The 12,179-nt window shown below is 34.3% G+C and carries 11 protein-coding genes and 1 riboswitch; of the genes, 6 read left to right on the plus strand and 5 right to left on the minus strand.

Annotation, left to right across the window (positions count from 1 at the left end; translation table 11 throughout):
• The first annotated feature begins 6 nt into the window (after window positions 1–6).
• On the plus strand, window positions 7–831 hold the full coding sequence (locus JOD14_RS02090; RefSeq protein ID WP_204653035.1) for a polysaccharide deacetylase family protein: 825 nt from the start codon (window positions 7–9) through the stop codon (window positions 829–831).
• A gap of 18 nt (window positions 832–849) precedes the next feature.
• Window positions 850–2,136: a Gfo/Idh/MocA family oxidoreductase gene (locus JOD14_RS02095; protein WP_204653036.1), complete on the plus strand. Its 1,287-nt coding sequence runs from the start codon at window positions 850–852 to the stop codon at window positions 2,134–2,136.
• 71 nt (window positions 2,137–2,207) lie between these two features.
• Here the strand turns inward: JOD14_RS02095 and JOD14_RS02100 are convergent, their stop codons facing one another.
• The 3 genes from JOD14_RS02100 to JOD14_RS02110 are packed head-to-tail and all read right to left on the minus strand — an operon-like array spanning window position 2,208 to window position 6,008.
• The gene (locus tag JOD14_RS02100; protein ID WP_204653037.1) at window positions 2,208–3,650 is read right to left on the minus strand and encodes a response regulator; all 1,443 of its coding nucleotides are present in this window, start codon (window positions 3,648–3,650) and stop codon (window positions 2,208–2,210) included.
• A gap of 2 nt (window positions 3,651–3,652) precedes the next feature.
• Entirely contained in the window at window positions 3,653–5,386 is a 1,734-nt protein-coding gene (locus JOD14_RS02105) for a sensor histidine kinase (RefSeq protein ID WP_204653038.1), read from the minus strand.
• Window positions 5,387–5,393: 7 nt separating this feature from the next.
• A complete protein-coding gene (locus JOD14_RS02110; protein ID WP_204653039.1) occupies window positions 5,394–6,008 on the minus strand; it encodes a DUF624 domain-containing protein in 615 nt (204 codons plus the stop codon).
• Between the two features lie 184 nt (window positions 6,009–6,192).
• Here JOD14_RS02110 and JOD14_RS02115 point away from each other — a divergent pair, with 184 nt between their 5' ends.
• The 4 genes from JOD14_RS02115 to JOD14_RS02130 all read left to right on the plus strand — a co-directional run bounded on the left by JOD14_RS02115 (window position 6,193) and on the right by JOD14_RS02130 (window position 10,386).
• Window positions 6,193–7,512 carry an ABC transporter substrate-binding protein gene (locus JOD14_RS02115; RefSeq protein ID WP_204653040.1) on the plus strand — a complete coding sequence of 440 codons (1,320 nt, stop codon included), beginning with the start codon at window positions 6,193–6,195 and terminating at the stop codon, window positions 7,510–7,512.
• The gene (locus JOD14_RS02120) at window positions 7,496–8,446 is read left to right on the plus strand and encodes a carbohydrate ABC transporter permease (protein ID WP_204653041.1); all 951 of its coding nucleotides are present in this window, start codon (window positions 7,496–7,498) and stop codon (window positions 8,444–8,446) included. Before JOD14_RS02115 ends, JOD14_RS02120 begins: the two co-directional genes overlap by 17 nt.
• A 3-nt stretch (window positions 8,447–8,449) precedes the next feature.
• Window positions 8,450–9,286, plus strand: a complete 837-nt coding sequence (locus JOD14_RS02125) for a carbohydrate ABC transporter permease (RefSeq protein WP_338031662.1) — start codon at window positions 8,450–8,452, stop codon at window positions 9,284–9,286.
• 143 nt (window positions 9,287–9,429) lie between these two features.
• Window positions 9,430–10,386 carry a glutathione S-transferase family protein gene (locus JOD14_RS02130; RefSeq protein ID WP_204653042.1) on the plus strand — a complete coding sequence of 319 codons (957 nt, stop codon included), beginning with the start codon at window positions 9,430–9,432 and terminating at the stop codon, window positions 10,384–10,386.
• A gap of 48 nt (window positions 10,387–10,434) precedes the next feature.
• Here JOD14_RS02130 and JOD14_RS02135 read toward each other — a convergent pair whose 3' ends face one another.
• Window positions 10,435–11,187: an AAC(3) family N-acetyltransferase gene (locus tag JOD14_RS02135; protein WP_204653043.1), complete on the minus strand. Its 753-nt coding sequence runs from the start codon at window positions 11,185–11,187 to the stop codon at window positions 10,435–10,437.
• 112 nt (window positions 11,188–11,299) lie between these two features.
• Window positions 11,300–11,692, minus strand: a complete 393-nt coding sequence (locus tag JOD14_RS02140) for a hypothetical protein (protein WP_204653044.1) — start codon at window positions 11,690–11,692, stop codon at window positions 11,300–11,302.
• Window positions 11,693–12,073: 381 nt separating this feature from the next.
• Window positions 12,074–12,175: riboswitch (purine riboswitch) on the plus strand.
• The last annotated feature ends 4 nt before the right edge of the window (window positions 12,176–12,179 follow it).

Consider the following 12,179-nt stretch of genomic DNA (forward strand, 5'->3'; position numbering starts at 1 on the left):
ATGTGGATGCAATACTATATTTGCTACCCAGAAGGAAAACATAAAGCGCTAACACTTAGTTATGATGACGGTAAAATAATGGATAAAAGGTTAATCGAACTTTTTAATCAGTATCAAATAAAGGGAACGTTTCATTTGAATGGTGGACTTTTCCCGGATATAAACGAACAAGCGGATCAAGAACGAATCCCAAGTACCGAAGTTAAAGAGTTGTACTTTAACCACGAGGTCGCTACACATACTTATACTCATCCAACAATCGAACGTTGCCCGTTACCAGTAGTAGTAGACGAAATTATGAGAGATCGTCAACAACTTGAACAGTTAGTGAACTATCCAGTACAAGGATTGTCGTATCCAAATGGTTCTTTTTCTAAAGAAATCAAAGAAATTCTACCGGCTTTAGGGATTGAATATGCTAGGGTCGTTGGAAGTAGCCACCACTATGGGCTACCTAACGACTGGTATGAGTGGCAAGCAACGTGTCACCATAATCAAAGACTGATGGAACATGCAAAAGAGTTCGTATCGCTTGCAAAAACACAGTATCTTTATTTGTTTTATGTTTGGGGGCACAGCTATGAGTTTGATAACGATCAAAATTGGTGTTTAATTGAGGAATTTTGTGAATATATTGGAAAAAGAGAAGATATTTGGTATTGCACGAATATTGAATTTACGCGTTACATGGCAAACGCCAAAAGAGTTGTATTTTCAGTAGATGGTTCAATCGCACTAAACCCCAGTGCTGAAGTAATTTGGTATCGGATTAATGGAAAAATATTTTCTTTAAAACCAGGCACAAATTATCTTGATTTTAGCAACAAATAAAAAAAGGAGATTCAAAGAATGGTTAAAAAAAGGTATGTACAAGTTGGTACAGGTGGACGCGCGCGCTTTTTCTATGAGGCAATTGCGAGCACGTACAAAGAAACAAGTGAACTCGTTGGTTTTTGTGATTTATCACAGACAAGAATGGATTATGCGAATAAAGTTATTTCGCAATCACATGGACATGCGCAAGTCCCAACCTATGCGTATCAAGATTTCGAACGCATGTTAGATGAAACTAAGCCAGATTTTGTCATAGTCACTACCGTGGATCGTAATCACCATGATTATATTATTCGTTCCATGGAAAAAGGGTACGACGTGATTAGTGAAAAACCGATGACCATCGATGCAAAAAAGACCCAAGAAATTATTGATTGTCAAAAAAGAACCGGGCGATCTTTACGGGTGACGTTTAATTACCGTTATGCTCCTCACAACACAAAAGTACGTGAATTAATTCGCGACGGTGTGATTGGCGACGTCTTTTCTGTTCATTTTGAGTGGCTTTTAAATACCAAACATGGAGCCGACTACTTTAGAAGATGGCACCGTAACAAATTAAATAGTGGTGGCTTATTGGTTCATAAATCAACGCATCATTTTGATTTAGTTAATTTTTGGATTCAAAGTCAACCGCAAACCGTCTTTGCTTTTGGTGATTTGAACTTTTACGGAATGAAAAATGCGGAAAAAAGAGGGCTCGAACATTTTAGCTATCGTTACCATGGCGATCCCCATGCAAAAGATGATCCCTTTGCAATTGATTTAGAAAGCTCAGAAGAATTAAGAGAATTATATCTTAAGGCCGAATCTGATAGCGGGTATATTCGTGATCGCAATGTTTTTTCTGATGATATATCGATTGAAGATACGATGGGAGTGACTGTCAAATATCGTAGCGGTGCCATTTTAACTTATTCTTTAAATGCGTATATGCCTTGGGAAGGTTTTAATGTGGCCATTAATGGCAGTAAAGGCCGAATCGAAATGAAAATTGTGGAACAATCGTATATTAATGCGGGTGGCGAAAAAGAAAACGAGGGTGCAGTTGTTGGACAAACATTAATGGTTTATCCAATGTTTGGTGCACCTTATGAAGTGACCATTGATGAGCAAGCCGGTGGCCATGGTGGTGGCGACCCAATTTTATTAAATGATTTATTTGGTGTACCTGTGGAAGATGAGTTTAATCGCGCAGCAAGCCACGTGGATGGAGCACTTTCTATTTTAACAGGAATTGCTGGGAATCAATCGATTGCTTCTGGCCAGGCGATTCAAGTAGCCGATTTGGTTGAGTTTTAGAGTAATGAGTATTTAAATAATCAAAAAAAACGTACGACAGACAGTAAAATCTGCGCACGTTTTTTTTTTGATTAAAGGGTTTGTTTACTCTTTTGCTTTATCGTATATTGTTTAGGAGTCTTTCCAACATGTTTTTTAAATAATTGCACAAAATATTCTGGAGAATTCCCAAAACCTACCATAGATGAAACTTCATATACTTTATAGTTATCATTTAATAATTCTTTCGCTTTTTCAATTCGATAGTTCGTTAATCGAGTTGTGAACCTTTGCCCGGTTTGTTGCTGATAAACTTTGCCAACATAATCAGGGTTTAAAAATAAAAGTGTATTTGCTAACCATTTCATTGATAGTTGCTCTTGATCATAATATTTTTCAATAATCAGATTCACTTTTTTTACAATACTAGATTCATTTTCGACTTCTAACGCGGTCTCTAATAAATGAATAGCGTGGGTAACTAAATAGTGGACGTCTTTCCAATTGTTTAAAAGCATTATTTTAGGTGCGTAATCAATAAATAGTGGGTCTTTATTCATTGGGAACCTTTTGAAAAAAGTTTCTAATAAATCAATAATTTGTAAGCGGACGAGTTGCACTGGATAAAGTGATTTTTTGTATTCTATAAAAAGTTGATCAATTAAAGTTAAAGCAAGATGGAGTTCTCGCTTATCTAGAGCTTTGAAAAAATTAAGCTGAAATTGAGTATAAAGCTCTGGATTCCATTGTTTAAAAATATCATTTTGAGAGTAAATAGTAACTTCATCAAAATAAAATTGTCGATCAAAATAATTTCGAGCTTGGTTGATATTATTTTTTAAAGATTCTGAATTCAAATTGTAAGAATAGAGAATAAAAATATTTTTATCAATCAGTTCTTTGAATAAAGATAAAACTTGATTGGTATCAACAAAAGTATCGCTAAATAAAAAGTAACCCGTTTTTTTTATATGCCCGCTAATAATCGAATAAGTATCGATTATGGGTTCCAACGCATTATAAATTGTTGGATAATAAGTGGAATCATAGGTATACAAGTGCATAGGGAAATCTAATTCAGAAGGCCAGGAGCAACAATCTGAATTGCTTAAAAAGCGCTCAATTTGTTCTTTGATAAATAGTTGCTGCTCTATTTTATTTTTTTCAGTTTTAATTAAGACTTTTCTTAGAGTTTCTTCTAATTCAAATTTTCTAATTGGTTTTTCTAGGAAATGATGTACTCCCAAAGTAATTGCCTCTTTAGCATAACTATATGAGCCGAATCCTGTTAGAATAATAGCTTCTAGAGTAGGATTTTTTTCTTTCAATAATCGAATTAATTCTAACCCGTTTAATTCGGGCATATTAATGTCTGTTAAAATAACATCTACAGTATGAGTAGAACAATATTCTAAGGCTTTTTTACTAGAATAAAAGACAGAGACGACTTCAAGTGGATAATTGGATTGATTAATTAGTTTTTTCAATCCGTTGGCAATAAGTGGTTCATCATCAACAATGACTATTTTGCTCATAGTTACCTCCTCAAATTTAAAGGTATTTCAATTTTAATTATGGTTTGTTCAAACGGAACAGAATAGATACTCAATTGTCCTTTGTTTCCATAATAGAGTTTTAAACGTTTTTTTATATTCTTTAATCCAATTCCTGTGCTTTCTTCTACTATAAAGTCTTTTGGAAACCCTGGTCCATTGTCAGAAATCTTTATTTGTAAACATTCTTTATGTTGTTTTATATCAATTGTAATGGAGACAGGGGTGTCTTGCTTGTCAACGGCATATTTGAAGATGTTTTCAACAATAGGTTGAATAATAAACTTAGGTATTTCTATTGAATCGTCGACTACGTTTAATGTTAGATGATATTGTAAACGTGATTGGAATCGAAATTTTTGGATTGTAATATAGGCATTCACAATTTCAATTTCATCAGATAAACTCATAAAGCTAGAAGCGTTATCAATCTTTTTTCTAAATAGATAAGCGAGAGAAGTAACCATATCACTAATTTCAATTTGATCATTTTCTAGTGCTAACCAATGAATGGAGTCAAGAGTATTGTATAAGAAATGTGGATCCAGCTGTGCTTGCAGTGCTTTTAATTCAATCTCTTGTGAAAGTATTTTCATTTCATAATTGTCTTTAATTAATTTTTTAATTTCATGAATCATTGCGTCATAGCTATTGTATAAAATAGTAACCTCATTTTGCTCTTCGTAAGGTGATGGTAATGGAGTGAAGTGTTCTAAATCATTCATATCAGTTAGCTTTCTCATCTTATGAGCTAAATGAGAAATTGGTGCAGTGAGTTGTTTGGTTATTCGGTTAATGGCTAAGAAAAATAAAATGAATAATAGAGAAAAAATACTAAATAGCAGTATTTGTAGATTCGTAATTTGTTTTAATAGATTTTTATTTGGGACAAAATAGACAAAAGAAAAAGGATCAATGGTTCGCTGACCGACGTAATAAATATCGTTTTCTAGTAGTAAACGACTATAAGATTGCTTTAAATCAAGTGAATTAATTTTTTGTCGCGCTTGAATTTCATTTTTCTGATTCAATTTTGGAGTGAAAGTCTCATTGTTATAACGTAGAAAAAACAAAGTATCTTCGCTATAAGGTGAAATTTTTTTGATTTCTCTCATAATAAAGGTGGTATCAACTGTCAGAATAATCGTTCCCAAGTAATCGAGTGAAGAAGTATTCGTACTAAAAATTTTTCGAGCATAGACCGCTCGAGTCAGGTTCTCACTAAAATGCCATTGTCCAATACTTGGGTTATTTGGCAAGTTAGCGACAATCTCTTCAATAGATAGTTCAGGTAAAATATTATCCGTGTTATTAATAAAGTTGATCAAGTTGATATTATCTGTATTGATTAAATAGGCCGTTTGAACGCTTCCAGTATCTCGAGTAATGCTGTTAATTTGATAGCGTAAGCCATTTCGAGTTGCTTGTTGATTAGCATTTCCTGCATTGTCTTCAATTAATAATTTTTGTATGGCATCATTATCGATTATTCGATAGGTCAAATATTGAATATCAGACAACTTATCAGATAAATTACTGGAAATAGTAGAAACTTCTCGATAAGCATTCGTATAAAGTTGATTGACCAGTGCTTTTCTCCAGATACAACTGATAGAAAAAACTGTCACTAAAAAAAAGGAAGCGATAACCAAAACGAGAATTTGAAATTTAGTATTAAAAGATTTTGCTTGAAAAGATCGTTTAAATTTATTAATCATTTGGACCTCAGTTTCTATTTATTTGATGAAATTTAATCACTAAAGATGAATGATAGTAATCAAAAAATAAAATTAATAACGCTGCACCAAATAAAATAAGTAGACTTGTTTTATTTGTAAATAAAAAGAAAAGAGTAATAAATGTAAAAATAAAAGCTAAAGTATTTAAAGGGTAGCGAAATAGTAAAAAAAGCGTAACTCTTAAGTTTTGCATAATGGATATTGAAGGATTCATCGTATAGTTGTGAAAAAATAATAAAGCCGTAGTTGCAACAATAAAAATTAAAAGTAGATAAATAGCTTGAAGAAAAGGATAACTATTAAAAAAAACAACACTTATTCTAAGGTTGAACAAACTAGTAATAAAAAAAATCCCACCTAAGCCAAAGTACAAATTGCTTAACCAAAAATGTTCCTTATATCGTTCAAAAAATATTCGGATAGAAGTGTAATTTTGTTTGCTTCTAAATTGATGGACTGAATAAATTAATGCATAAGTTGCTGGACCAATGCCAAATAGGATTCCACCAGCCAAGGTGCTAAAAATCCATAACATATTTAGAAAACATAAATAAGCAATGTAATTAAAAAAGTTCATGAGACTATTTTGGATATGCTTCATTACAGAATCCTCCTGATTTTTTAAATTGTAAGCGATTTACAAGGAGTATAACACAAAAAGAAACTAAAAAAATCAAAGCACTGATTTTTAACATTTATTCACTGTTTTTCCTCTGTTTTTCAATAATCATTTCCGTTAATATTAATTTGTAAGCGATAACAAAACTAAAAAGGAGCGTTAATTTATGAAGAAAAAAATGTTTGTCTTATCAGGGATGGTTCTTGCGTTGTTGAGTTTATCGGCTTGTGGCTCATCAAACAATGATGGTAGTAATGAAGCAGGTGGTAAAACCGAAGAGGGTAAAACAAAGATAACATTTAACTGGTGGGGATCGGAAGTTCGCCACGAAAGATATATCAAGGCGATCGAACTATTTGAATCGGAAAATCCAGATATTGATGTTGAATATGAATATTCAGCTTGGGATGATTATTGGAAAAAACTCGCAACCAAGTCTGCGGCAGGTGAATTGCCTGACATTATGCAAATGGATGCTCAGTATTTAGCGCAGTATGGTGAGAAAAACCAATTGGCTGATTTATCTAGTTATATTGGTGAAGAAATTTCTAAGGAAGGCATCAATGAAGCGATTTTGAATACAGCTCTGATTCAAGACAGAATTTTAGCCATGACACCCGCAGTTAATGCGATGTCAATGTTAATAAATGAGGAAAAGGTTTCTTTAGCAAGTTCAACATTAGATTATTCAACTTATACATTTAGTGATTTTGTAAAAACGGTTGAAGAAGTAAAGAAAGCAACTGGACAATATGGCTGGATTGATGTATCTGATAACAGTGTCTTGCTACAATATTTTTTACGTACAAAAGATGAAGATATTTATAAATACAATGCAAACGGAACGCCAGAAATTGGTTTTAGTAAAGGGAATTTCTTAACTTTTATGGAAGCAATTGCAAGTTTAGCAGCGAGTGAGGCATTGCCAACTGCAGAAGTAGTCAATAATTTAAAGAGTTTTGATGAAAACCCCTTTGCACTAGGAGAAGCTGGCTTTTTACAAACTTGGACAAATCAATACGTAACTTATCAAGAATCAGCTGGAGAAGAAGTAAAAATTTCGATGGAACTACCGTACGATACAAAAGGCACGAAGGCTCTTTATTACCGACCAACGTTTTACTATTCTGTAGCAGAAACATCTAAAAATAAAGAAGCATCAGCTAAGTTTATTGATTTTATTGTTAATAACGTTGAGGCTGGAAAAATATTTGGTACTGAACGTGGGATTCCAGCGAACGTAAATGTAAAAGAAGCAATTTATCCAGATATGTCCGAAACAGAAAAAGCAACTGCAGATTATTTAGATGCTATTGAAGATTTAGTAGGTGACGCTTCGCCTGTACCACCAGTAGGATACTCTGAAATCAATAATCATTTCAAAGAAGTTTACGCTGAAGTAACGTATGGAACAATGACACCAGAAGAGGCATATACGAGTTTTGTAGAGAAAGCCGAGGAAATTTTTGATGAAAACTATAACTAACGAAGTGAAAATGAAAGAAAAAGCGACGTTGTTTCGTCGCTTTTCTTCAAATCAACAAGATACTATTTCGGGATACTTATTTATCTCTCCTTTTATTATTGGTTTTTTAAGTTTCATTGTTGTACCAATGGGGATATCCTTGTATATGGCATTTCATAACTATGATATGCTAACCGAGGCAACTTATATAGGTTTCGCTAATTTTAAACGTATTTTTACAAACGATCCTAAGTTTAAACAATCTTTAATGGTTACTTTCAAATATGTTGCAATGGCCGTTCCGTTAAGGCTAACGATAGCACTAGCAGTGGCTATGTTAATTAATCGACCGTCTAAGTTAACAGGTGCTTATCGAGTTTTGTTTTATATTCCTTCGGTAATAGGAGGAAGTGTCGCGGTATCAATCATGTGGCGTAATATTTTTGGTGATACTGGTTTGATTAATGGGGTTTTAACATCGATAGGCTTAGATCCTGTTTACTTTTTTAAGAATCCAACAACGGCTTTATTAACACTAGTTTTATTAGCTGGCTGGCAATTTGGTTCTTCAATGTTAATTTTTTTATCAGGTTTGAAAAATATTCCAATTGATTATTATGAAGCAGCAATGATTGATGGAGCTGGGAAAGTAAGACAGTTTTTTAGCATTACCTTACCATGTTTAACTCCGATTTTATTCTTTAATTTAGTTATGCAAACAATTCAATCTTTCTTAACATTTACCCCTGCGTACATTATCTCAAATGGATCTGGTGCCCCTCGCAATGGGACGTTAGTCTATTCTCTTTATATTTATCAAAAAGCGTTTAGTGATTTCAAAATGGGATATGCTTCTGCGCTAGCCTGGATTTTGATTGTTATTATTGGGACTGTTACGATGCTATTGTTCCTAACGTCAAAATTCTGGGTATTCTCAGAGTCAGAGGAGGTATAAATAGTGAAACAAGTAAAAAAAGGAAATTTTCTAATTGATATTGTCATTCTCTTATTCGCTTTGTTAATGTTATATCCAATATTTTGGTTAATTTTTAGCTCGTTTAAGCCAAATACGGATATTTTTAAAACGGCAACGGAACTTTGGCCTCGTCAATGGACAACCGCTAACTACGCCAAAGGATTTCAAGGAATTGCTGGTACCCCTTTTATTCGTTATATTTTTAATTCAACGCGAATTGCATTAATTGCTACAGTAGGTGCAGTATGTTCATCAGCAGTAATATCATATGGTTTTGCTCGAGTACCATTTAAAGGGAAAGGATTTTGGTTTTCTTGTGTGTTAGTAACGATGATGGTTCCTCAAGAAATCATTATGGTTCCGCAATATTTATGGTTTGGTAAACTAAATTGGATTAATACAATTCGCCCGATGACTATTCCATCTTATTTTGGCCAAGCTTTCTTTATTTTTTTAATGGTTCAATTTATTAAAGGTATCCCAACGGAGTTAGATGAAGCTGCAAAAATTGATGGTAGTGGTCGCGTAGGGATTTTTTTCCGAGTTATTTTGCCACTAGTTAAACCAGCACTTGCTACCTCAGCTATCTTTTCTTTTTATTGGAAATGGGAAGAATTAATTGGACCAATGCTTTATTTAAATAAGCCTGAAACTTATACCGTCTCATTGGCCTTAAAACAGTTTTTAGACTCTAGTAGTAGTTCAAACTGGGGAGCGATGTTTGCCATGTCTGTTGTTTCTTTAATTCCGGTTTTAATCATTTTCTTTATGTTTCAAAAATATATCGTGGAAGGGATTAGCACGACAGGACTTAAATAAATGTAAAAACGACTTGTGTTTCATTTTTAATGAAGAACAAGTTGTTTTTTTGTGCAAGAATGGCTTTAACCCTTTTCACTAGCGGTTTTCGCCAAAATCCGTTACGATGGAAGTATTCAATACAATGAGAGAAGGGTGATCAGATGGGTTTATTAGTGGATGGTCAATGGCAAGATCAGTGGTATGATACCAAGAGTACAGGTGGTCGGTTTGTTCGAAAAGACTCGCAATTTCGGAATTGGATAACACCAGATGGTAGCGCAGGGCCAACCGGAGAAGGTGGCTTTAAAGCCGAAGCAAATCGTTATCATCTCTATATTTCTTATGCTTGTCCTTGGGCGAGCCGTACATTGATTATGCGTAAGTTAAAAGGTTTAGAAGAAATGATTTCAATATCGGTTGTTCATCCGTACATGGGCGAAAATGGTTGGACTTTTGCACCTGGTCCAGACGTCATTGGTGATCCGTTATTTCAGGCAGAGTACCTTTATCAGATTTATACACAAGCAGATCCACATTATACTGGTCGCGTGACGGTTCCGGTATTATTTGATAAAAAGACTGGGAAAATTGTGAACAACGAGTCTTCTGAAGTGATGCGCATGTTAAATTCAGCTTTTGATGAGGTTGGTGCTTTGCCAGGGGATTATTATCCGGCGCATTTACGTGAAGAAATTGATGCCATGAATGAAAAAGTCTACCATCAAATTAACAATGGCGTGTACAAAGTTGGTTTTGCGACCGAGCAAAGTGTTTATGAAGAAGAAGTGCAAAAGTTATTTGCGACGTTGGATGAATTAGAAACCCATTTTGCGCAACAGGAGTATTTAGTTGGGAATCAATTAACGGAAGCCGATTGGCGTTTATTTGTAACCTTAGTCCGGTTTGATTCGGCTTATTATGGGCATTTTAAATGTAATTTACGCGAACTACGCGAGTATCCAAATTTGTGGCTGTATACTAGAAAGCTTTATCAATATCCAGGCATCAAAGAGACCGTGAACTTTTATCATATTAAACATCATTACTATGAAAGTCACCCAACAATTAATCCTAATCGTATTGTGCCACTTGGTCCGATTTTAGATTGGGAAATCTAACCGATAAAAAACTGCGATTCAATTAGAGAATTGCAGTTTTTTAGCTTTTTATTTCAAATCAACAAAGTAATACATCTCTTCTTTGTATTTCTTTAAGGCCTTTTCCCAAACCGCTTTGGCATTCATCACGCAGCAATCACCATTTAAAACTTTGCCACATTGGTAATCTTCTGGCGCTAAAATGTCTAAGACGCGGTCGTAGCGTTGCGCGTGTTTTGAAAAATCGTGACGTAAAACATTCATCGTCATTTTTTCTTTGTTGGCTAATGTAATTTCATAATCATAGTTAGTAGTAAATAAGTAATCTGGTAACATCATTTCTTCAACACCGTGAAGGCTTGTGTTTCGAGCCAAAGGAGCTCCAAGCATCACGATTTTACCGTTGCGGCGATAGACTTCGCGAAAAGGTGAATTCGGGCCAACTGGTGTATGGTCTTTTTGATGATTAGCCGTCATGGCAGCCGCATCTTTCCCCCAAGCAAGTACACTGTGTGTCGGGTGAATACTACGAATAACACCTTCAGAAAGGCGCATCGTTTCTGGTAAAATTCCAATACAAGTCGGTGTTTCTTCGACATCAAAAAAACGGTGTTCAGTGTGAACATTTAAATAACTCAAACCAGGAAGTAACAACGTGCCATCTTTTACGGTTTCTTTAAGTGCCGCAATCACGGCTTCAGGGCCACCAGTAATTTGATCGTCGCCTCGTAAAGCATTATAAGAAGAATGAACAATTAAAATATCGTCTGATTGCACGCCCAAGTTTCGTAAATCAGTAATGATTTGTTTTGCATCTAACATGAAAACGCTCCTTTTTAATAAGTAGTTAAGTCTATTCTAACAGTTTTAAAAAAAGGGGCAAGGTAAAAACACTTGAAACAACAGAGAATGTTAACGTGTGCGCTAAAAGAGTTTATGAAATAATCGTGAAATCACCACGAATCATTAATTGGTGGACTTTACGACAAAATTGTAAACTGAGTAAGGTCGCTTGGACTTGGAAATTATCTTCTAACGCGTGTTGTTCTAAAAAAGAGAAAGCGGCAATCTGCTCTTTTTCGATGGGTTGATGAAAAGAATAACCAGCTATTTCATAAAACAAGAAAAAAACTTCCGTTGAGCGTGTGATTAAAATTGCTTTAAATGGCAATCCTGTTGTTTGTGAAAAATCAGTGTACAGAACGTCTTTTGGCTGAATTGCTTGATAAGTGATTTCGTCTTGATAAATTTTTTTGATAAAATCATGGGTGTAAATCGTTGTATGGATTGCTGTTGGTGAAAAGATTGCAAGTATTTCTTTTTTCATTTGATAAAGGATGGCTTTTTTTCTTCGTAATTGACAAAATAGCTAGTGGCGTAAGTAGCCCGACTGGTTTGATATTTTTTTTGTTGGTCACGATAATTTTTGGCACGCTTATTGATTGAAAAGAGCACTTGTCCAATCATGGCTTCGGTTACTTGTTTTTTTTGCGATTAAATCGGTCCATTCCTTTGGTGTTTTCATATTATTCTCGTATCTTTGTTTTTGAATAAGTTCGCAAAAAAAGGCTTTTTTTTTTTTAGAAATGGTTGAAAGAAAGGATTAAGTTCTACAAAAAAGCCGAATTGAAGCAATACACTAACTTTTAATCAAAATCTTAGTAAATTCGTTCGTGTTTTGGATTGATTATTCTTCTTAATCTTGTTATTATAACCAAGGAAGAAAAACCATATAGTTCTGGCGATAGGGGCCAGAAGTTTCTACAAATTCCCCGTAAAGGAATTTACTATGGCAAAGGTTCATTTGATGCTCC

This window comes from Enterococcus lemanii, from assembly GCF_016909125.1.
In the GTDB taxonomy this organism is placed as follows: Bacteria; Bacillota; Bacilli; order Lactobacillales; family Enterococcaceae; genus Enterococcus_I; species Enterococcus_I lemanii.